15 protein-coding genes and 6 pseudogenes are annotated in these 21,277 nt (G+C 50.6%); 14 read left to right on the top strand and 7 right to left on the bottom strand.

Translation table 11 applies throughout. The features are described from left to right. Positions 1–16 precede the first annotated feature (16 nt). From MUU47_RS17260 to MUU47_RS17235, 6 genes and pseudogenes are all read left to right on the top strand, one after another. Positions 17–904 carry an aldolase gene (locus MUU47_RS17260; protein ID WP_258989368.1) on the top strand — a complete coding sequence of 296 codons (888 nt, stop codon included), beginning with the start codon at positions 17–19 and terminating at the stop codon, positions 902–904. Positions 905–938: 34 nt separating this feature from the next. Next, complete coding sequence (locus MUU47_RS17255; protein ID WP_258989367.1) at positions 939–1,949, top strand: zinc-dependent alcohol dehydrogenase; 1,011 nt, start codon at positions 939–941, stop codon at positions 1,947–1,949. A gap of 66 nt (positions 1,950–2,015) precedes the next feature. Continuing rightward, a complete protein-coding gene (locus MUU47_RS17250; protein ID WP_258989366.1) occupies positions 2,016–3,446 on the top strand; it encodes an MFS transporter in 1,431 nt (476 codons plus the stop codon). Between the two features lie 91 nt (positions 3,447–3,537). After that, entirely contained in the window at positions 3,538–4,911 is a 1,374-nt protein-coding gene (locus MUU47_RS17245) for an MFS transporter (RefSeq protein ID WP_258989365.1), read from the top strand. After that, a complete protein-coding gene (locus MUU47_RS17240) occupies positions 4,901–5,788 on the top strand; it encodes an aldose epimerase family protein (protein ID WP_258989364.1) in 888 nt (295 codons plus the stop codon). Before MUU47_RS17245 ends, MUU47_RS17240 begins: the two co-directional genes overlap by 11 nt. Before the next feature lie 16 nt (positions 5,789–5,804). Continuing rightward, a pseudogene (locus MUU47_RS17235) lies at positions 5,805–5,940 on the top strand (nitronate monooxygenase); the annotation flags it as partial. 478 nt (positions 5,941–6,418) lie between these two features. Here MUU47_RS17235 and MUU47_RS17230 read toward each other — a convergent pair. From MUU47_RS17230 to MUU47_RS17210, 5 genes and pseudogenes are all read right to left on the bottom strand, one after another. Continuing rightward, positions 6,419–7,006: pseudogene (locus MUU47_RS17230) on the bottom strand (MFS transporter); the annotation flags it as partial. Between the two features lie 5 nt (positions 7,007–7,011). Next, positions 7,012–7,185, bottom strand: a pseudogene (locus tag MUU47_RS17225) (IS3 family transposase); the annotation flags it as partial. A gap of 123 nt (positions 7,186–7,308) precedes the next feature. Next, complete coding sequence (locus MUU47_RS17220; protein WP_258989363.1) at positions 7,309–8,199, bottom strand: hypothetical protein; 891 nt, start codon at positions 8,197–8,199, stop codon at positions 7,309–7,311. Positions 8,200–8,237: 38 nt separating this feature from the next. Continuing rightward, entirely contained in the window at positions 8,238–9,296 is a 1,059-nt protein-coding gene (locus MUU47_RS17215; protein ID WP_159753016.1) for an S-methyl thiohydantoin desulfurase domain-containing protein, read from the bottom strand. Between the two features lie 27 nt (positions 9,297–9,323). Continuing rightward, positions 9,324–10,922, bottom strand: coding sequence for an OPT/YSL family transporter (locus tag MUU47_RS17210; protein ID WP_258989362.1), 1,599 nt, complete (start codon positions 10,920–10,922; stop codon positions 9,324–9,326). Positions 10,923–11,104: 182 nt separating this feature from the next. On the opposite strand from MUU47_RS17210, the gene MUU47_RS17205 reads away from it, so the two are divergent. Together MUU47_RS17205 and MUU47_RS17200 are read left to right on the top strand one after the other, a co-directional pair. Continuing rightward, positions 11,105–11,872: an IclR family transcriptional regulator gene (locus tag MUU47_RS17205; RefSeq protein WP_258989361.1), complete on the top strand. Its 768-nt coding sequence runs from the start codon at positions 11,105–11,107 to the stop codon at positions 11,870–11,872. Positions 11,873–12,071: 199 nt separating this feature from the next. Next, a complete protein-coding gene (locus MUU47_RS17200; protein ID WP_258989360.1) occupies positions 12,072–12,932 on the top strand; it encodes a PA4780 family RIO1-like protein kinase in 861 nt (286 codons plus the stop codon). A gap of 446 nt (positions 12,933–13,378) precedes the next feature. Here the strand turns inward: MUU47_RS17200 and MUU47_RS17195 are convergent. Beyond that, positions 13,379–13,528 (bottom strand): annotated as a pseudogene (locus MUU47_RS17195) (IS1 family transposase); the annotation flags it as partial. Positions 13,529–13,593: 65 nt separating this feature from the next. Between MUU47_RS17195 and MUU47_RS17190 the strand changes: the two are divergent. Continuing rightward, a pseudogene (locus MUU47_RS17190) lies at positions 13,594–13,698 on the top strand (IS630 family transposase); the annotation flags it as partial. Between the two features lie 173 nt (positions 13,699–13,871). Beyond that, positions 13,872–14,663, top strand: coding sequence for a DUF1796 family putative cysteine peptidase (locus tag MUU47_RS17185; protein WP_258989359.1), 792 nt, complete (start codon positions 13,872–13,874; stop codon positions 14,661–14,663). Positions 14,664–14,733: 70 nt separating this feature from the next. Here the strand turns inward: MUU47_RS17185 and MUU47_RS17180 are convergent, their stop codons facing one another. Then, positions 14,734–15,684, bottom strand: a complete 951-nt coding sequence (locus tag MUU47_RS17180; protein WP_258989358.1) for a DUF1177 domain-containing protein — start codon at positions 15,682–15,684, stop codon at positions 14,734–14,736. A 39-nt stretch (positions 15,685–15,723) separates the two neighbouring features. Here MUU47_RS17180 and MUU47_RS17175 point away from each other — a divergent pair. The 4 genes and pseudogenes from MUU47_RS17175 to MUU47_RS17160 all read left to right on the top strand — a co-directional run. Continuing rightward, positions 15,724–16,083, top strand: a pseudogene (locus tag MUU47_RS17175) (amino acid ABC transporter ATP-binding protein); the annotation flags it as partial. Further along, on the top strand, positions 16,083–17,162 hold the full coding sequence (locus MUU47_RS17170) for a Gfo/Idh/MocA family protein (protein WP_258989356.1): 1,080 nt from the start codon (positions 16,083–16,085) through the stop codon (positions 17,160–17,162). The pseudogene MUU47_RS17175 and the gene MUU47_RS17170, both read left to right, overlap by 1 nt. A gap of 39 nt (positions 17,163–17,201) precedes the next feature. Further along, entirely contained in the window at positions 17,202–18,317 is a 1,116-nt protein-coding gene (locus MUU47_RS17165; RefSeq protein ID WP_258989354.1) for an NAD(P)/FAD-dependent oxidoreductase, read from the top strand. Positions 18,318–18,674: 357 nt separating this feature from the next. Further along, a complete protein-coding gene (locus MUU47_RS17160; protein WP_258989353.1) occupies positions 18,675–21,092 on the top strand; it encodes a DUF3772 domain-containing protein in 2,418 nt (805 codons plus the stop codon). The last annotated feature ends 185 nt before the right edge of the window (positions 21,093–21,277 follow it).

The following is a 21,277-nucleotide window of genomic DNA, read 5'->3' as shown; positions in this document are numbered from 1 at the left end:
ATTATCAGGAGTTCTTATGTCTTCCCAGAAACCCCCGTTTAGCCTTAAAGATATTTCCCGACCGGATGGCGGATTTGCCATGTTAGCCGTCGATCAACGCGAAGCAATGCGCCTGATGTTTATCGCCTCCGGCCAGACAAAGCCCGTTGCCGACAGCATGCTGACCGATTTCAAAGTGGCTGCGACACGTATTTTGTCTCCGTATGCTTCTGCGGTGCTGGCTGATAAACAGTATTGCTTTGACCAAATCGTTGAACAACGTGTGGTAGCTGATTCTTGTGGATTGATTATCGCAGCAGACCATTTCCTCCCTGGCAATGGCATTCCCGTTGATAGTGTTGAAATCGATAAGACAGTTGATCCATTTACCGCCCGTGAAATGGGAGCCAAAGCCATGAAACTGTTGGTGCTGTGGAGAGAGGATGAAGCCGCAGAGACGCGTTTACAAATGGTGGATGAATTTGTAGCACGTTGCCGTAGTGCAGGTCTTGTCAGCATCATTGAACCGGTTGTTCGTCCACCCCGTAGCGGCTGGGGTTTTGATCGTGAGGCTGCCATTGTTGCGGCAGCGGCAGAGTTGGGTAGCACTGGCGCTGATTTATACAAAGCTGAAATGCCAGCCGGTGGTAAAGGGGATGAAAAAACACTGTTGGCAGCTTGCCAGAAACTTAACGATCAAATGGCGATGCCGTGGGTCATTCTTTCTTCCGGTGTTGATACCGACATTTTTGGTCGTGCAGTACGCATTGCGATGAAAGGCGGGGCATCTGGTTTCCTCGCCGGGCGCGCGGTATGGGCATCAGTTATTGGTGCGACAGACCCACTCACTATGCTCCGAGATGTGTCTGTGCCGCGTCTGAAACGACTGGCCGAAATTGTTGATGAAGGGATGTCCCAGCGTTAATTCTTATTTGTTCAAATGTGTATGGAGAACGGTAATGGATAAGATAACCCAGGTTTTATTTTCAGATATAGGCAAAGTGACAACCGAATACCTGGAACTGCCGCATAAAGAGCTTAAGCCGCACGAAGTCCGCATCACCCCAGTCTTCTATGGGATTTGCGGTTCAGATTTACATGTCCTCAAAGGAGGGCACCCTTTTGCTAAACCGCCTGTGGTTCCAGGCCACGAAATTGCAGCCAGAGTCACAGAAGTAGGAAGCGACGTAACCAATGTGAAGCCCGGAGATCATGTTGTCGTCGACCCGATCATGGCTTGTATGGAGTGCCGTGCCTGTAAGGCCGGGCGCTTTAACCTGTGTGAGCCGCCACAAGTTGCAGGTTTTCGTGCGCCGGGGTTTGCGCGCTCCCAACATATCGTTCCGGCCCGTAATTGCCATGCTGCCCCTGCCTCTTTACCGCTAAAGGTGCTGGCATTTGCAGAGCCTGCTGCCTGTGCGCGCCATTGTGTTAACCGTATGCCAGAAAATTCGCGGGAAACAGTACTGGTGATAGGAGCAGGTACGATTGGGCTTTCAATCGTACAGGCACTGCGCATTATGGGCGCCGGGAAAATTACGGTCATCGAGCCTGATCCTGCGAAACGCGCGCTGGCATTGAAATTAGGAGCCTCTGAAGTATATGCCCCGGATGAGCTTGATGCCGCCATGCGTTTTACTGGCGCGATTGATGTTGTTGCGGCACAGTCCACCCTTAATGAAGCGTGCACTCGCGTATATGCTGGTGGCACGGTGGTTTGTATGGGAGTGCCGAGTGGGCCTCGAGAAATTCCACTGCCAGGTATGCAACGCTTTGAGCGCGACCTGCTCAATTCCGGCATGTATATACCCGAAGATTTTGATGTGGTGATCAAATGGCTGGCAGATGGTCTATTCGAAACCAGCGAGCTGGTCACGGATCTGTATCCGGTTAGCGAAGCTGCTTCTGCTTTTGAACGTGCGCAGCAAAACGACTCGATTAAGGTCATGCTGCAATTTACTGACGAATAATTGTTCTACTTCTGCCAACGCAACAATTATGTTGCGTTGATCTACAACTAAGAAAAGGATCATGTGATGTCACAAATCACCAGTCCTGCGCCTTACACGATCAGCAGACCACAAGATGTAATTGATATTATTAATAAAAACTCTGCTATTAATACAAGCGTAGGAGTCATTTTTATTGCACTGGGGGGCATTTTGATTGATGCCTATCAGGCGGCAATGGTCGGGTTCGGTAATAAATATATTGCGGTACAGTTCGGTATTTCTCCGGGCCTTGCGGCAACCGTAAATGCCTCGGTACTGATTGCCGCGTTAATCGGTGGTCTGTTGGCAAACCGGGTGATCAACCGCTTTGGCCAGCGCCGCGCATTTTTGATAGGCATGGCGTTATGTACTATCGGCGCTGCTGCTGTCGCTATCGCCCCCAATATCTGGTGGGTGCTGGTCTGTCGTGTTGTGATGGGATTCGGTCTTGGGATCGACTTTCCCCTTGCCACGAATGCGGTAGCTGAACTCAGGGGATCATCATCGAAAAAAACGGGTTCTTCAGTCAATTTATGGCAAATGGCGTGGTATGTCTCCACGACGGTAGTCTATCTCGTTGTGATGTTGTTCTTGATGTCCAACGTTGCTGAAGCTGATTTGTGGCGCTACGGGATTTTTGCGGGCGCAGTCTTTGCCATCATCATTATGATCCTGCGTTATTTCTTCATCGGTGAATCCGCAATGTGGGCGGCACGTGTCGGGCGTTATGATGAGGCATGTACAATCTTGCGGCACCGTTACGGTGTGCAGGCAAGTGTCGGTAAGGCTGTTCCTGCTGAACATCAGGCAATCAACGAGCACAAAATACAAGGTGGCTATGGGATCTTGTTTAATAAACGCTACCGCAGGAGGACCATACTCGGTTGCGTGGTCGCCACCATGCAAGCCTGGCAATACAACGCTGTTGGCGTTTATTTGCCTCTGACACTGGCTGGAATTTTATCGGGTGGGTTAATGGGCGCGCTATCAGGCTCTGCAGTGGTTAATGCGTTATGTGGCATAACCGGCGGGTTAATTGGTTCACTTGCTTTGCAGCGTCTCGGGACTCGTAGGCAGTCAATGTATGGTTTTGTGGTCGTAACACTGGCGCTGTTAGCGCTGGGTGCGCTGGCGACGGCGAGCCCATGGCTCTCACTGGGGTTGTTAGGTTCGATAATTTTTTTCCACTCAGCGGGGCCTGGCGGGCTGGGGATGACTATCGCAACGCTCTCTTATCCACCAAGCATTCGTCCGACAGGTGTGGGCTTTGCTCGTGCCATTATGCGCACCGGGGCCATTGCCGGTTTGATTATCTGGCCAATGCTGTGGGGGAGTCTCAAAACCGATGCGTTTTATTGGCTCGCCGCCGTACCATTCATTGGGTTTGTTACCTGCCTGCTGATTAAGTGGGAACCATTGGGGGCAAATGTCGATGTGGAAGATGCTGATGTATTAAGTGAGCTGGAACAAAAATAACTCTAAGCGCCGGACTTCCGGCGCAATACTTACCTCTAACTACTGTGAATAGAAATTTCACATTTTTCTCACCAACTGGAGAGGAAATAAAATGTCTGAAAGCTTAACAAAGCCAGAGCCAGGTCTGACAGGTAAAGCGATGCGAAGAGTCGTAATTGGTAGTTTTGCGGGCGCGTTACTTGAATGGTATGACTTTTTTATTTTTGGTACTGCCGCAGGACTGGTTTTCGCACCGTTATTTTTCCCGGATAGTGATCCATTCATTGGATTGATCGCGGCATTTGCGACCTTTGGTGTGGGTTTTTTAACACGCCCGCTAGGGGGAATTGTATTTGGGCACTTTGGCGACAAAGTGGGTCGCAAGATTACCTTAATCTGGACGTTAGGCATTGTCGGTACTTCAACTTTCCTGATTGGTTTTATTCCTACTTACCAGGATATAGGTATCTGGGCTCCGATCACTCTTATGGCGTTGCGCTTAATTCAGGGGTTTGGTCTGGGGGGAGAGTATGGCGGTGCTGCGCTAATGACTATTGAATCAGCACCTGAGTCGAAGCGGGGATTTTTGGGGGCGCTGCCGCAAACAGCGGCCTCGGTAGGCATTATGTTAGCAACAGGGGTCTTTGCTTTGTGCAACTCTTTGCTGACTCAGGAACAGTTTCTGTCGTGGGGCTGGCGCATTCCATTCTGGCTGTCGGCCATCATGCTGGTCGTGGGGATGTTTATCCGCTTGCATACCGAGGAAACCACTGACTTTAAAATGCAGCAACTTAGGCCTACACCATCTAAAGCGCCACCGCCACTAATAGAGCTTTTTCGTAAACACCCACGTAACATTTTGCTCGCCTTAGGTGCCCGTCTGGCTGAGAGCGTTTCTTCGAATATTATCAATGCGTTCGGTATTGTTTATATTTCAACCCAGTTGGCTTTGTCGCGGGACATTCCGCTCACCGGTATGCTGATTGCTTCCGCTATTGGAATTGTATGTTGCCCGCTGGTGGGATGGATCTCTGATAGGATTGGTCAGAGAAAAATTTACCTGCTGGGTGCAGGTTTCTGTGTGCTTTATGCTTTTCCTTTTTTTCTTCTGCTGGATACCCGGAACACCCTAATCATCTGGTGCAGCATGATTGTTGGCTACAACCTCGGGCCAACCATGATGTTTGCCGTTCAACCGACCCTTTTTACCCGCATGTTTGGCACCAGGGTGCGTTATACCGGTCTTTCCTTCGCTTATCAGTTTTCTGCCATTCTCGGTGGTATGAGTCCGCTCATCGCATCAAGTTTACTTGCTCTGGGAAAAGGGGAAGTATGGTATGTCGCCCTGTTTTTACTCATCGTTTCGGTCGTGTCATTTATCTGCGTCTGGCTAATTAAGCCTGAACCACGTAACTCACAAGCGGTGGCTCCTAACAAAATTCATCACACATATCGACATATCAGGGAGCAATACAATGGACGATAACCAAGGTTTTTATCACCACCAGGCTTTGCGGCAAACATTTGATACCCCATGGCCAGGACCCGGGCAGATGGATGTTAGTCTGGAAAAAGGGCCAATCAGCGTGCGTATTTGTTCGTACGATGGAGCGAGGATCGTATCTCTTAAGGCTTATGGTTATGAACTGCTGCGGAAATGGCATAGCGAGCGGCGTGCATTCCAGTATGGATGTTTTCCGATGGTGCCTTGGGTTGGGCGTCTGGGTTTTGGCACTCTCAATTTTAATGGCGATCAATATGCGTTGCCGGTTAACAAGCCGCCACACGCTCTGCATGGTATGGCGTGTTATAACCACTGGAAAGTTATCGAGAGCACGGAAAATTCGGTGACAATGCAGTTGGTACTGAGTGAGCCGTGGCCGTGGGAAGGAAGCGTGACACAAAAGATTGTGGTCACTGATAAAGGTGTACTGTTACGCCTGCAAATTGATACATCAGGAGAAGCATTCCCAGCGTCTGCGGGCTGGCATCCTTGGTTTGCAAAAGTTTTAGCAGAAAATAATGATAAGCCATTGGTGGTTGATTTTGATGCGGACTGGCAGGAAGAGTCAGGGGAAAATGAATTGCCAACCGGGCTGCGAATTGCCCCTCGTCCTGGCCCATGGGATGACTGTTTTGGTTTTGAAAAAGGACTGAAAGCACACCTGAAATGGCCGGGTAAAATCAGTCTGGAAATGACTTCAAACGGTAAAAGTATGGTCATTTTTAATAAACAATCGGATGCCACCTGCGTAAATGCTATGACTCAGGCACCAAATGCTATCAACATTACTCCTGAAGTTGTTACCCTACAAACACCGCTTATTATTGAAACTTTTTGGCGAATCAGGCCATTAGCGTAATAGATCGGGCGGTAACGAAAAATTAGGAACTGATATCATCATCGCCACGGGTTTTGATAAGGGAGGCACCGTCCCGGGTGATTGATACATTCAGCATCGTTCCCATGGTCATTGATCGCGTGAAAGTTCCGGTCATCATGGCGGGCGGTATAATAGGTGACGTTCTCGGCCTTTCGTTGAGCTGTCTGGCAACACTGTAAAGTCTTTGCCGACTTCCGCTCGTCGCGGGGTTCGTAAGACGTCAGGTCTTGACTTGCTACTCTCATGCTGACTGTTGTTGGGACCTAAACAAAAAATGATGTGTCCGGGCAGGAATTCTTTTCTGACTGAAGTGGTTTATCATATCAACCGGGTTAAGACTTCCGTACTTAACCCGGTATACGCATCCGTGGTGCCACCCCCACGGAGAGTCATCAGCAACTCAGCACTGACGTGAGGAAGTTCACCGCGTTATCGCCATCAACATTTGGTAAACTAACCATAAAACTAACCTCTCCACAAACGTGGCATACATCTGTCAGGAGAGCCACTGTGTATTACGGACAACCAATAATACCTTGACGCTTTGCGATATAATAATAATGTGGCCAGTGATGCTGCCAGGTAACTATTGCAGCCCCATCATACAACTTATCCCTCATTGATTTTCACAGCCATGACTTCTCCTTCAGGATCTATGTAAACAGGCTTGGTACGGTATTTATCCAGCAGATGAATTTGAATCCGTCGTAGCATATCCCCATTTAATTTGTAATATCGGAAATAGAGATACAATGTAAGAGCAAAAAATAGAGTAGGAAGACCAATCATAATAGCCTGCATGCCCTGCACAGTTTCAGACGACTGTACTGCATTGGGTATATAACCGATCATTCCCAGTGCGACAGCAATAAACCAGGCGGCGAATGCAGAGCCAGCTTTCACCACTAGCGTCTGAACCGAATAAGCGATACTCTCGCAGCGAATATTCATCGTGTACTCACCATAATCGACCGTATCAGCTACCATAATAACCTGTAGCACCCAGAATAGTGCAGTTCCTATATTCAGTAATACACCAGCCAGTGAAATAAGGATAACGCTGGGAGTGCCGCTCAGCGCCATCCCGAGTAATACAACACTCCCCAGTACAGGCATAATCGCAGCTCCGGCCCACAGAATACGCCGCGAAAGAGCTTTAACCAATCTGGGGAATAAAATAAGCGTCAGCAGATTTGAAGTGGTCAACAAAAACTGGCCACCACTTGAGAGTTTTTCCAGTATCGATTTTCCGATTCGTTGGGTGGTAACCCGCCGTTATATTCATGCGGCCTGAGCGCGCTGTAATACCCAACGATATAATCTGTTATTTCATGGGCTGCATCGCTGAAGCTTACATAACCCGTCACTGGCACCCATTAATTCTTCGCCGCCTGGCAGGAGCGTACCAGAAAACTAATAGCACCGATAAAAGGAAGGCCAAAACAATAAATCTCGCTCCGGTAGACGGTCCTGCCCTATAGTTGGACTGGGGATATGCCTCAGAGGTTTTTAACTATCGACATACTGATCGACTCAGATTTTTTTAAATTCGATGAGGTGTAGTAATCGAAATCCACATTGCCACAAATAAATAAGCCGTAGTCAGCTAATCCCAGATATGTGACACTCGGCCCAATTTTTCCTTCCCGTGATTCTGCATAATCCGACTTTCGCCATGCATTCATGCTGTATGCATGATGGATACCCGCAAACAGATCGGGACGAACCTGATAACCCGCAGCGATATCCATCAATGTGACACTCAGTCCTCCGCGCAGTTTTTCGTACTGCCCTTCGCCTGTTTCAGTCTCATTCTGGTTATGCGATGCATAGAACAGTTCAACCGGGTTAGCCGTGATGCCTATTTTATCTGTCTGGATCCAGTTAGCCCAACTCAAGCTGTAAGAGTATTGGTTAGCCCCGGCACCATAGCCGGCCGTTTTGCTGCTGCCATTGGGAAAGTTCATCGTCAGAGTCGGGCTGGTCCAGAATGTCCGGTATCCTGGATCTCCAGGGTGTTTTCCATTGTCTGGCGTCACAACCTGATAGTAATACTCAAAGCCAACACCAGGCGCTGAAATCCCTCCGCCATTTGCTCCTGGAGCGTCATGGGTGTTGGCATAGCCTGTATTCACACCAACCCAGAACTCATACTGATCACGGGTCGTTCCCGTGGCCCCGGTTTCGGTGAAATAACTGAGTTCGTTATAGGTTGCTATCGAATTTGAGTTAGGCGCGGTGTGCGTGAATTCAGGGTACTCTTCAAGCGCCCAGGAGCCTGGCTTACCCGCCTGGCCGAAACCAATAAACTCTTCTGCCATAGCTTGTATCGAGACAGAGGACAACGAGAGTACAGCGAGCGCGATAACCTGTTTACTGCGGGATGACATCGGATTTCCTTTTAGTACTGATCTTTTAATTTTTAGTGTTACACCGCAGAGTCAGGCGCAAATTTGCGACCCAGCATCTCTTCGAAGGGACGGTAGAGTTCAGGCATAAACATCGTGCGGGAGAGCAACAGATTTTGCGCAGGCACACGCACCACACGGATCTCCATCCCTTCGCGCACATGGGCAGAAACCAAAGGTTTACCCTCATCGCTGAATGTCATGAGCAGATCAGGGAAACAGGCAATGGTTTGATTATCTTGCTCTAATGTCATGTATTCATTAACAAAACTCAGGCTTGTTTTTGCAGTGTCATTTAATACAACACAGCCGAGATCCAGGCCGCCCTGCTGTTCACAGCGATACTGACTGACCGTCCCACGCGCAATTTCTCGCCCCTGTAAAAAGCGCACCGCGCCGTCATAACCGCTATCCAACCAGGCATGCCCCAGTTTGATTGCCTGGCTAATCGCGCCGGGCGCACCGTGGCGACTGGCATAGTCAACCGTGACAGGATTACGCGCGACAGCAACTATACCCCCGGCTTCAACGGACGCACGACGCACCACGCCGGAAGCTTGTTCAAGGCCGCCCTGTGCCATCCCTTCTACGTAATGATCAGCATCGCCACCTGCCCAGGCCTGAACAGAGCGATAGCCTTCTTCGCGATGCAGTCCAAGAGAGCCCATCATGCCGCTAGGGTGCGCCCGACCGTTGCATGCCAAATCTATAACCGGTAAACCGCACATCGCGGCATGAAACCAGCCATTAGAGGTTGTTTCCGCGCCGTTTTCATTGGTGTTCAGGGCGACCAGTTGTTGATTTTTAGGCAACGCCTCACGCAGGAGTTCGATGGTACGGATCAAATGAACCGGTTTAAGGCAGGGATTGGGCGCTGCAGGCGCGCCGACAAGCGCAACGGTCGCAGTCAGGTTGTCAGGTGAGAATTCGTCAGTACTCCACAACGATACCTCTCCTACCGCCAGCGCAAATGTCGCGGCTTTTTCTCCGGCAGCGATCAATCCACCACCACCTCCGCCGAGGATAGCCCCACCATAGACAGCGGCCTGAATATCATCTGTTGTTATTTTACGTTTCATATAAGAGGTCTCTTGTCAGCTAAAGGGCTATTTACGCAACGCACCTACGGCGCTACTGAAGAAACTGAGCAGGGCATCGCCGGCGATAACACCACCGGCAAAGACTTCAAGTCCTTCACGTTGTTCCGGTTTTAGGCACCGGGCTACCACCACACGTAGCAGTATCCCTAGTGCGACCATCCAGCCCGCCAGTGGACTGGCGATCAGCAAGCCAGTGGCAAAAAGCACCCCAAGCTGGCGTCGGGAACCGCCTAAAAATTGCAGCAGAGCCCCAGGAATGGCCCATAGCATCAGTTGATGAGCAACATTGGTGGAGATACCTGCTTTGATCGTCGCAACATAGGCGGCGTCAATCGGGGCGAATTGATGGTTATTGAAGTAGAGGCGGTGACTGATGGCCACCACAACAATGGCGACACCGAAGCCAATCATCGCGGCAAGCAACTGTTCCCGTCGGCCTGCCTGCTCAAACTGCGGACTGCTTCCGGTCCGCAGGATAGTGCCCGCTTTCAGATCGAATCCCATATCAGCAAAGGCCGGTCCCGTGGCAGTAGAGAAACCCGCCAGAACGACCAGCGCCTGTGGCGGAAAGCCAATTAACATCCCGATAAGCAAAGTGATCAGCGCCACAGCAAACGCCGGAAACCAGCCGGAGTGCATAGCCGCAATCCCGACAATAAGCTCATGAACGAAGGCCACAGCAGCGCCATAAATCACAAAGCACAGCAGCATGGTCACGCTCATATGCATATACAAGCCGGTACTGAATGTCAGTAAGATCATGATCAGCAAATAGCCTATCCCGCCAAGACGCAGCGCCTGACCCAACCGGACCTGACCATTATCTGAACGACTTTTCTTCTTGCTCAGAACGATCTTTGAGACTTGCAATAACGCCACCAGGCCCGCACCAATCATCATGCCATGAGGTAAATAGAGGCTTTCAATATCCACCCCAAAGCAGGTCAGGGAATATCCACGGGTCAGTAAGCCAGCGCCGAAGGCAACCATCGCGCCGAAACCGCCAATCAGCGCCACACCAAATGCCGACATCGGTAAATGGAAAAGTGCGCCAGCAGCACCGGTGGCTAACCCGCCCAGCAGAGTCCACGCCTGTTTTCCGCCTTCATCACCTGCCCGAATGGCTTCTGCTGCGGCCACTCCGGGCGGCCAGGGGTTGCTGGCCGGAAAAGCGGGCGTGTCATACATCCGGTAAAGCAGCCAGGCGTCCAGCAGCATCGCCAGGCTAATCCCCAGGAGCATCGGCGTCACCATCTCAGGCAAACCAAACAACCATGGGATACCAATGGGCAGAAACAAGCTGTTGGCCGCACTAAAAGTGGCTGAAGAGATACTGGTTTGCGCCAGGTTTTGCACATGCACAGAACGGAAACCACGGAACAGGCGCAGCGGTAGTCGGGAGAGTGACATCGCAGCCAGCGCACCAATCAGAGATGTACTGGGCGTGATACCCAGACTTGCCAGCATCTGTATTCCGATCACCGCCCCAAAGATGCTGAGGATCACGACCAGGATCAGATTCGTCGGTGCCAGTGCTCTGGGATGGGCGCAGGGAAGCTCCTCCGCACCACTCTCTTTCGTTGGAGAGATCATTGGGTGGGTCATTGTCGTGTTGCTCCGGCAAGCAGGTAAAAATCGACATTATCCCTGCAAGCGTGTTTGTTGTTGTGAGGTTGTTCCATTATATGGAACTATGTTCTTATATTTGGATAAATAATATGTTGCCCTTCTGTTACATTGTCAAGCACACTAAATGCAAGTAGGCATGGCCCGATGAAAGGAAAGCGATGAGCACGTTGGCGAATGCAAGAGATGTTCTGCAACTAATTGCCCGGTTGCAAAGAAGCGTCACGGTAACTGATGTCACAAATGAGTTAGGTCTGGCGAAAAGTTCAGCCTCCCGCACACTCAGTTCCATGGCGCAGTATGGTTTTCTGGAGCGGGATTTGACGACACGGGCTTATCGCCCAGGTTCAGTGATCATGGAAGCCTCGTGGCAGTTCCGTGCCTCACATACCGCCTCCTCCCTGGTGGAGGAAGAGCTGGAATCGCTGGTGGGTGGTTCCGGTTATACCGGCTATCTCAACGTGCTCGATGGTACCGATGTTATCGTGATCAATATGCGCACCGGCACGCGCACATTGCAGGTTTATACCCCTCCAGGAACACGGGCTCCGGCCTGGGCGAGTGCCGCGGGGCGTGCGCTACTGGCCACTCTGCCTGAAGATGAACTGGCCACCCTGTTGCCAGGCCACTTTACGCAGCGTTTGGGGAATGAACCACAATCGCTGGAAGAAGTGCATATCCGTATCACAGAGATCAAAAAGACGGGCTGGGCGCTTTCGCGTGGAGAGTATGTCCAGGGTATCGCGGGGATCTCCGCCGCAGTGTGCGATCCAAATAGCGGACAACGTTACGGCTTTGGTCTGGCAATCCCCCGTGAGGAATTGAGTGATGAGTTGATTGCTTGTTGGGGAGGCGCGGTGCGTGACGCTGCGCTCCGGCTAGGGAAACTGTTGGGCGACCCTTTCTGGCTTTCATTCCCGCAATATTGATGGTCGGGCAGTCCGTTAATGGTTTACTTATGCCGGTTACAATTCATGTCTCGTCAGTAGGCAGAACGATTAATCCGCAGTGACAGCTGAGCATGCGGCCTTTTATATATCTTTTATTTACCAATAAGTTGAAGAAATTTTGCGCGTTAACGTCAGGATTGTGGGTACGAAATACCGCAGAAATAAGGTATAAAGCCGCATGAAAATTCCAAACAGAATCCAGCCTCTGGTCGATGATGGCGCGGTTGACGCTGTCCTCCAGCGCCTGAAGAGCGGTAAAGAAGCTGACGTGTACACTGTTTTATGCGGTGGCAAAATCCAATGTGCAAAAGTCTACAAAGAGGCCGCACAACGTAGTTTTAAGCAGGCAGTGCAGTATCAGGAAGGTCGAAAAGTTCGTAACTCGCGTAGTACCCGAGCCATGCAAAAAGGCTCCAGATTCGGGCGCAAGCAGCAGGAAGAGACCTGGCAAATGGCTGAGGTTGATGCTTTGTTCCGTCTCGCAGATGCCGGAGTGCGTGTTCCGCAGCCCTATATGTGTATCGACGGCGTGTTATTGATGGAACTGGTAACTGATGCTGATGGCGCGGTTGCTCCACGCCTTAGCGATGTGACCTTGACCGAAGAAATGGCCGTTACTGATTTCGATACGATGATCCGCAACATCGTGCGCATGCTGTGTGCAGGCCTGGTGCATGGGGACTTATCGGAATTTAACGTGCTACTTGATGCAAACGGGCCGGTCATCATCGATTTGCCACAAGCGGTGGATGCTGCCGCAAACAATCATGCTGAGTCGATGTTTGAACGTGATGTGAATAACATCACCGCCTACTACGGTCAATTCGACCCACAATTACTGCAAACACGTTATGCGAAAGAAATCTGGGCGTTATATGAAGACGGAAAATTAACACCAGAAACGCCACTGACCGGCCTGTTCGTCGAAGAGGATCATGACGTGGATATGGACTCACTGGTTGATGAAATTATTGCTGCTGAAGATGAGTTTTACGATCGTAAGCGTGCCGCCAAAGAGCGTGACCAGCAATACGATTAATGATGTCAATGAGACAATGGTCAGACAAAAGTGTGTTGGAATGGAACGTCCGCATCACGAAAGTGATGCGGACGTTGTTGTATAGCGTGACGCTTATACAGATTATCTCCGTTTTTGACTGGACTGAAATAGCCGTATTACGACATCGACACACGCCTTCTTATATAATTTCGCCTAACATCCCACCCGCATTTACAGAGCTTCCGGACGTCGCGGAATATTTCAATATACCGCGACGGTATGCCACATCCTTGTAGAGGATCACAAAATCAGGACTCCGGAATATGGACTACCCTGCTCTGGTAGATGATCCTGCCCTATATTTCTCTTAAATCCAACCCTGAAAGGCAAAGCGAACCACCACTAGCGGTAACTATTGGTAGCATATTGAGGATACACAGTTGTGTGTGCCTGTGGGTAGACTCCGATTGCATTCGGAAAGCGGTGGTGATTTTCTCTTTGACACCCGGCTTACGGGCTTCATAGGCATAGGTAAGCAAAAATACGCGGTGGCAGTCACGGCCTTTAGGGTTCTGTCCGTGACGGTAAACCTGAGCAGACTGACAGCGGGGGCAATGAACAGTAACGCTGGCCATGAAAACACCTCAAAAGCGGCTATCATATATCAATTCAAGTAATTAGAGGCATTTCCAGATGACGCAACAGCAACAGTTCAACGCTGTTCCTCAGCCTGCTGAAGCACCTGAAAGCCCCATATCGACGGGCAAAAACTGTCACGATTATCGTGGATAACGACATCACCCACCCAGAATTGTGAAATATCTCAAATTAGTCTTGTTTTAAGATATTCCCGATGATCCCTCAAAGCAGCTTTGTGGTTATACTCCCATTGCATTATATGAGTCCTGGACTCAGGATATGGTTATTAAATTATAAAAACCACCTTAATTTCATACTATATGGGAAGGAATGTTACTGATGCAAAGTCAGGCAATAAAGCAACAAATTAAAAACAATCTTCGTTCAATCAAACGAACCTTTACTAATATAAATAAAAAATGGAAAAACAGGCGTAATTTTAAAACGGATGTTATATGGATTTCACTCGGTGAAAACTGTCTTGCTGACGATATTCTGCGTAGACATAATAAAAAATCCTTCAGTTCAGTATTTTCATCCGGGCGTTCCAACATTGAATACATTCTCCAGATGGAGCGAGATAACTACCTAAACCTTCTAAAGAAAGATAATTTAAAACACTTTCCGGATGGACAGCATTCAGTTGTTCGATCCACATATTATAACAGTTGCATAGGAAATTATAGCCCACGCCATATGCTTGGCTTTGAATTCTCACATCACGACCCACTCAATGTGAAAGAAGACAATCGTGCATTCAGTCGACGTATTGCGCGTCAGTTAAAATATCGCGGAATGAAAAATTTTGTATTTTTATACCATCACAGAATAACGGATAAGTCTGACATCTCTTTATTGAAGAGTTACCTCAATGAGTTTCTGGCATTATACAATATAAAAAAATGCCAATGTAAAATGATACTTTTTTATCAAAACATAATAGATAACAAGGCTGATAAATTTATAGATTTCACTTCATATGATACAGGTTTACTTGAGTTTGTGTGCCATACTCATGAAACTTGGGGAGGTGATAATCTTGAAACCTTTTGGGCAAAAAAAGATGATACCCTTTTTGAACAAATGTTCAATATCGTTGATAAACAGAATAACGTAAACCTGATGTCGTAGATTGATTATCTGCAGAGATGCCGTTCACCATCACAGGTAGCAAATAATAGGCTACCCGTGATGAAATCCATTATTTTTGTAAGAAGGCCAGACTGCCATACATATCAAGCAATTTCTGGTATTCATCGGCATTGTAAAACGATGTTTTTTGCCAGGTGAACTGTTTCGCTACCTCTACGGCAAAGACCGTGGCATCCACCAGTTCGCTTTCATAGCTGGCGCCCGTTTCGCTGCCCGGAACCACTGTTTTTGCAGTGATCGCCAGCCCCACAACCGGTGCAGTGGTCGCCACATGGGGTTGCATAATAGAGTTAAAATGATAAACGCCATTATCATATGGCGTGATGTCCTGAGTAGTGATCGGGAATGTTTTTGCTGGTCTGCCAGTCGCATATTCCATTAAGGTCACCAGATCTGGCGATACGCGTAAAATATAGCCTTCCTTTGCCGTAGCGGAAATCGCAATGCCACGATGTTTAATAATGCTGTTACCTTTCGAGGTATCCACCGACAGAATTGCGTCCATCGCATCATCCACTTCATTTTCATTCATGGTGCCAGATGAAACCGGCATGCCCATAAAATCAACAGGATCATGAGGCGTGATGGAAACGTGGGTCGCAATATGGGTGGTAATAATGACATCCCCTTCAAGCTGCGCCCCTTTCGCGGACATATCCAGCAACTTCATGGCTGTCGCCAGTGCAACAATAGAACCGTCAGAATCCGACACAATGCCGATTCGGTCAGGCTGAGCTTGCTGCGCCCCCAGTCGGCCGATAATACCCATAGTCGGCGCAGGTGTTTCACCGCCCGCAGATTTGCCGTTGCTTCCTTTAATCACAACCTTAATGAAATCACAAACCTGAGTGATGTCTTCTGGTGCTTCATAATTAACAGGCGTGGTAGTAATCGTCGCTTCCGTTGCCCCCAGAGCAGTCAGTTCATCAACCACTTTCTGGCCATTGATCCTTGGATCATCCAGAAGCTCATAAATAATGCTGACAAATTTTGATGACATGTTAATTAACTCCTTTAATCATGCTCAATTCAAACGGCTGAAGAGGTTGGTCTGGGTCAGCGGGCCGACCACCGGCCGCGGGATCTCTCCGGCGGTCAGCAACAACGCGTCGCCATCGCCCGAGCTCTGGCAATGGATCCGGAAGTCATGCTGTTTGATGAGGCGACCTCGGCACTGGATCCCGAACTGGTAAAAGGTGTGCTGACATTGATGGCCGATCTTTGCCGTCGGGGCATGACCATGGTTGTTGTGACGCATGAAATGAGTTTTGCCCGTAAGGTTGCGGATCAGGTGGTCTTTATGGATGAAGGTGAGATCGTCGAAAGCGGCCCACCGGAGCGTATTTTTGAGCGTCCTCAGTCACTTCGTTTACAGCGTTTCCTTTCGGAGGTCTTGTAATGTTACATACCCGAGTCACATCCGGGATCATCCGCACCGCGCTGGTTGGTTTCGGGATTTCCGGCCAGGTTTTTCATGCCCCGCTGCTGGCTGGCAACAGCCACTTCAGTCTTGAGGCCATCGTCACCGGTGATGCAGAACGGAGCCAGACCGCACAGCAACGCTATCCGCAGGCCCGACTGTTTGCCAGTTGGGATGATCTGATCCACCGGATTGACGACGGTAAGCTCGCTATCGATCTTATTGTCCTCGGCACGCCACCCGCTCTGCATGCCCGTCAGGCACACGAAGCTACAGAACGCAATATTCATCTGGTGGTGGATAAGCCGTTTGCGGCTAACGCTGACTGCGCAGCGCAAATGATCGCTGAAGCTGAGCAAGCCAGTACCGTATTGACGGTATTTCATAACCGCCGCTGGGACGGCGACTTTCTGACGCTCAAACGCCTGCTGGCCGAGGAGAAGTTGGGGCAGGTACGCAGTTTTGAGTCACGATTCGAATGGTGGAGACCCGCAGGCTTTGGGAACTGGCGCGACCGCGTGACGCTGGCCGAGGGTGGCGGTCTGCTACTCGATCTGGGTAGTCATCTTATCGATCAGGCGATTCAGCTTTTCGGGCCTGTGCTGGAAGCAACGGCCGAACTGACGCGCTATAGCGATCCTCACCTTTCCGACAGTGACGAGGACGCGTTTGTCTCTCTGCTACATGAAAATGGTGTGCGCTCGCGCCTGTGGATGAACGGCCAGGCCGCGCAACCCGCGCCGCGTTTTCATCTGCTGGGTAACCAGGCGGCCTTTACCTGCTGGGGGCTGGATAATCAGGAGCCTGCTCTGGCAAGCGGTATCCTGCCGGGCGATAACACGTATGGGATGACACCACAAACGCAGTGGGGCTCGCTTGGCAAAGAGGAAACATCACAACCCATCCCTCACGAACGTGGTAATTACCCGGCATTTTATCAACAACTTGCACGCGCACTGTTGGAGGGGGACGATGCCCCCGTCGATGCCCACGAAGCGCTAACGGTTCTTCGCCTGATTGACGATCTTCATGCGCGCTTTCGTGTCCGCAACGCCTGAGTGGCGTTCCTTTTATCTTTTATTGCAAGGAAATGAATAATGTCTATGAAATCAGAAAGCAAAACGGTCGTTGTGCTTGGCGGTGGGGTATTGGGTATTTCGACGGCGCTGAGTTTGGTTAAACTGGGCGCACAAGTGACGTTGGTGACTGAGGGGGAACTCTGTTCCGGTGCATCTGGTCGCTCTTTATCATGGCTTAACTCCGCAGGCGAACGGTCACCTGCCTATCACGCTCTGCGCATGGCGGGTGTTGACCGTTACCGAACGCTGTTTGCCCAGGATCCCACACGTGAATGGCTTCGTTTTGACGGCGGGCTATGCTGGTCAACTAACGATACGACCAGCACCCTTGCCCGCCACGCCTATGAAAAAGCGCACGGCTACGACTCGCTGCTGGTCAATTCCCATAACGTAGCCACAGTGGATGGTCAGGTTAACGCCTCCGCGCTGGCAGAAGTGGCTATCGCCAATCCGGGCGAAGGTTGGGTCAGCCTGCCAGAATTAATCAACTTCCTTGCTCAGCAATTCCGCGCGCTTGGCGGTGAACTCATTGAATATGCCGGTAAAGCAGCAGTGCTTACTGAAGCCGGTCGTGCCACAGGTATTCGCTGTCATACAGGTGATTTCCATGCTGATGCGGTGCTGGTGGCATGCGGACCCTGGACTCCAGCCGTTGTTGCACCCCTCGGTGTCCACATTCCTGACGGCTCGCCAGTGTCCATGCTGGTGATCAGCAAACCAACCCCACAAAGAATTAAAGTCGTTATGAATACGCCACGTGCTGCCGTGCGCCCCAATCCGGGTAATACCGTAGCGGTGGATCACGACTGGTATGAAAAAGAAATAGCTCAGCAGACTGACGGCACTTATACCATTGCGCAAAGCGTGGTAGACAAATTGATGCAGGAGGCAGGTGCATTGATTGCGGGGCACGATAATCTTCAGGCGCAGAGCTGGAAACTGGGTCCGAAACCGATTCCAGGAGATGGCGAGCCCGTTCTCGGTGAACTCACCAAAGTACCTGGCTGTTTTGTCGCTTTCACCCACTCCGGCGCCACTCTGGCACTGATTGCGGGTGAGCTACTGGCCGGTGAAATTGTCAGCGGCGAAAAACATCCCATGCTTTCAACTTTCCGTGCCGAACGCTTCAGCTAAATAAAAAAGTTCAGCGTTCCCTGAAGGGAAACGCTGCCAGCCTGACCCGCAATATGGACTTTTAACAGCAGATGCCGCTGACACCTGGTGAAACAGAAGTTTTATCGGGTGTCGCGGCGTCTGGCGTCATCTCCCCCTCCTGCCCGCAGAGTGATCGGTCCCTACCACCTGGTACAACCTCAAAAATTACAGGTATAATCTCACCGCTCTTCTCATGGCCAACGGTTTGTTGGAAATGCAGAATGTCACTTGCCCATTTAACACAGATTTACCTGATAGGATTTTCACAATTAACGGGTATTCTTAGCCGATCAGGTCCAGACCCCTTGTTGAGCGAAATTTCAGGTACATCCTTCTATGCGAAAAATGTTAAAAGTGCCGCTGCTACTGGCATTGTTGTCATGTCTGATGATGGCGTCATTTCTGTCTCTGGCGGATGACAGCCCCACGCAAACCGACGTGGAGCACCCTGTTAAGGTCAATGCTAACATCGCGTTACCTGCGCTGCAAAAACGTCTGGATGCCTTGAAGCAGCAGGTTTCCGCTGCAAAAGCGGATAAGCAATTTACCGCCCTGAACGATGATGCTCAGCGTCTGGTCAGCGATGCCGATAAGCTTGCCGTGGCGCTGGCTCCGCAGCTGGCGCAGGTTCAGGCACAGCTTGATGTCCTCGGCCCGCCGCCTGCGCCTGGCACCCTGACGGAAACCCCGCAGGTCGTTAGTCAGCGTAAACAGCTCAATAATAGCAAGACCCTTCTCACCACTCAGATTGAGCAAACCAAAGCCATCAGCGTGGGGGCGCAGAACCTGTCTGCGCAAATTTTTGGTTTACGCCGCGACGCGCTGAAAACGCAAATTGCGCTCAATACGGGCAGTATTCTGGGCGAAAAATTCTGGGCTCCGCTTATCAATCCAGCTGAGAAAGATGCCGCGCGCTTTGGTGATTTCGGTTCACAGATTAGCGAAGTCTGGGATCAGGCATGGAGCGATGGATGGCGTATCGGCTCCGGCTTCTACTTACTGCTCGCGCTGATTATTGGTCTGTTCGGACGCAAAGCACTGGATAAACCCGTCGGCTGGATCCTCCCCCGCTGGTTGCCTCAGGGGCGTTTTCGTCGCAGCTTTCTCGCTTGTTTCACCACACTCAGCACGATGTTCACGCTGGGTATCAGCATGCAGCTGCTGTGTTATATCTTCACGCGGCTACCGGATACCTCGCAGCCGGTGCTGGAGTTTGCCGATCAGCTGGTTGAGCTAACCTACTTCTCGGCGATCATCGCCGGTCTTGGGATTTCATTACTCTCAAACAACCATCCTTCCTGGCGTTTGCCGGGGATTGCCGATTCGCTGGCAAAAACGCTTGGCTCGTTTCCGGTCCTGCTGGCCACCTTTATCTTTATCTTTGGCACAATCGAGCAGCTCAATGCTCTTGTCGGGACCAGCATTGCCGCCACCCTGTTTGGCAACGGACTGTCGGCCTTGCTGGTCGCGTTGAACTGCCTGATAGCGCCGGTACGGGTTAACCGTATGCGCCGCAAAATGCGGGCCGATGGCGAACAAACTGAAGCTCGCTCTACGATTGCAGGCCTGATTCATCTGGTGATAAGCCTGACGGCTATGGTCATTCTGGGGGCGCTGCTGATTGGTTATATCCCGCTGGCTCGCTTTTTCACCTTCGAGCTGCTGTGGATTGGTCTGGTCGTCTGCTGCTTATATCTGCTGATTCACTTCGTGGTCGATCTCTGCGAGTGCGTATTCTCACCTTCCACTCAAAGCGGCAAAATCCTCAAAAGCACACTGAGTCTTAACGATCGCCACCTGTCACTCGCAGCAACGTTGTTCTCGGCCGTCGGTAAAAGCTCGCTGTTGCTGATGGCAGCCATTGCGCTGCTCAACGGGACTTTTGGCAGCACTACCCCCGTGGAGTTGCTGAAAAAAATCGTAGATATCTGGGGCGGGGAAGGTATCGGTGGGATAAATATTATTCCGGCGCATGCCATGAATGCCTTCCTGTGCCTGGTAGTCGGCTGGTACGTATTGCGCTCAACCCGTCGCTGGCTTGATAACGATTTCCTGCCAAAAACCATGATGGACCGCGGTCTGCGGGCATCGCTTGTCACGCTGTTCACTAACGTCGGCTATGTGCTGATCATCATGCTGACGCTTTCGATGCTTGGCATCGAATGGAACAAGCTGGCATGGATTGTCAGCGCCCTGTCGGTAGGTATCGGTTTTGGTCTGCAGGAGATTGTGAAGAACTTTATCTCTGGCCTGATCCTGTTGACTGAACGCCCGGTCAAAGTGGGCGATTTGGTGAGTATTAGCGGTGTAGAGGGAGATATTCGTCGGATCAACGTTCGCGCGACGGAAATCCAGTTGAGCGATAAATCGACGGTTATCGTTCCGAACTCGCAGCTCATCTCGCAGAACGTGCGCAACGCCACCATGGGGAACGCACAGGGTGTGGCGACCATCGCCCTGACCTTTCCGCTGGACATCGATCCTGAACAGGTGCGTAACCTGTTGCTGATGGCTTATACCCTGCACGAATCCATTCTGGACGCCCCGGCACCGTCGGTGAGCTTTAAGGAACTCGGACCGAACGGCATTGTGCTGAGCGTCACGGGTTATGTGAACAGCCCGCGCATGGTCAGCTCAACGCGCAGTGACCTGCTATACGAAATCCTCAAAATGCTTCGTGAGGCGGGTGTGAGCCTGAGCCAGACGCAAACCATGATCCTCGAGCAACCGCACAAAGCGGTGACAGAGGAATAGTAAAAAGGGTCACCTCACCGGTGGCCCTTAATCATTAAGGGAACCAATAATAAAAAAGACAAAACGATAAACCTGCTATTACCCTCACCCACTAAAAATAACCTTCTGCATGTCGACACCTTATTAGTTAAACCGCTAACATCACTCTTTGACATTAAACTTATTCACGGAAAAAATAATTTCTC

Origin of the sequence: Scandinavium hiltneri (genome assembly GCF_024764835.1) — a bacterium.
GTDB lineage: Bacteria > Pseudomonadota > Gammaproteobacteria > Enterobacterales > Enterobacteriaceae > Scandinavium > Scandinavium hiltneri.
Note: the sequence above shows the minus strand (reverse complement) of the source record. Positions and strands in the feature narration are given on the sequence as shown.

What these genes read in the sequence shown, in the direction of transcription:
- MUU47_RS17170 (WP_258989356.1), top strand. Translation starts at nt 16,083, where the DNA reads ATGTTACATACCCGAGTCACATCCGGGATCATCCGCACCGCGCTGGTT.
- MUU47_RS17220 (WP_258989363.1), bottom strand. Translation starts at nt 8,199, where the DNA reads ATGTCATCCCGCAGTAAACAGGTTATCGCGCTCGCTGTACTCTCGTTG.
- MUU47_RS17180 (WP_258989358.1), bottom strand. Translation starts at nt 15,684, where the DNA reads ATGTCATCAAAATTTGTCAGCATTATTTATGAGCTTCTGGATGATCCA.
- MUU47_RS17240 (WP_258989364.1), top strand. Translation starts at nt 4,901, where the DNA reads ATGGACGATAACCAAGGTTTTTATCACCACCAGGCTTTGCGGCAAACA.
- MUU47_RS17245 (WP_258989365.1), top strand. Translation starts at nt 3,538, where the DNA reads ATGTCTGAAAGCTTAACAAAGCCAGAGCCAGGTCTGACAGGTAAAGCG.
- MUU47_RS17250 (WP_258989366.1), top strand. Translation starts at nt 2,016, where the DNA reads ATGTCACAAATCACCAGTCCTGCGCCTTACACGATCAGCAGACCACAA.
- MUU47_RS17165 (WP_258989354.1), top strand. Translation starts at nt 17,202, where the DNA reads ATGTCTATGAAATCAGAAAGCAAAACGGTCGTTGTGCTTGGCGGTGGG.
- MUU47_RS17255 (WP_258989367.1), top strand. Translation starts at nt 939, where the DNA reads ATGGATAAGATAACCCAGGTTTTATTTTCAGATATAGGCAAAGTGACA.
- MUU47_RS17205 (WP_258989361.1), top strand. Translation starts at nt 11,105, where the DNA reads ATGAGCACGTTGGCGAATGCAAGAGATGTTCTGCAACTAATTGCCCGG.
- MUU47_RS17210 (WP_258989362.1), bottom strand. Translation starts at nt 10,922, where the DNA reads ATGACCCACCCAATGATCTCTCCAACGAAAGAGAGTGGTGCGGAGGAG.
- MUU47_RS17260 (WP_258989368.1), top strand. Translation starts at nt 17, where the DNA reads ATGTCTTCCCAGAAACCCCCGTTTAGCCTTAAAGATATTTCCCGACCG.
- MUU47_RS17215 (WP_159753016.1), bottom strand. Translation starts at nt 9,296, where the DNA reads ATGAAACGTAAAATAACAACAGATGATATTCAGGCCGCTGTCTATGGT.
- MUU47_RS17160 (WP_258989353.1), top strand. Translation starts at nt 18,675, where the DNA reads ATGCGAAAAATGTTAAAAGTGCCGCTGCTACTGGCATTGTTGTCATGT.
- MUU47_RS17200 (WP_258989360.1), top strand. Translation starts at nt 12,072, where the DNA reads ATGAAAATTCCAAACAGAATCCAGCCTCTGGTCGATGATGGCGCGGTT.
- MUU47_RS17185 (WP_258989359.1), top strand. Translation starts at nt 13,872, where the DNA reads ATGCAAAGTCAGGCAATAAAGCAACAAATTAAAAACAATCTTCGTTCA.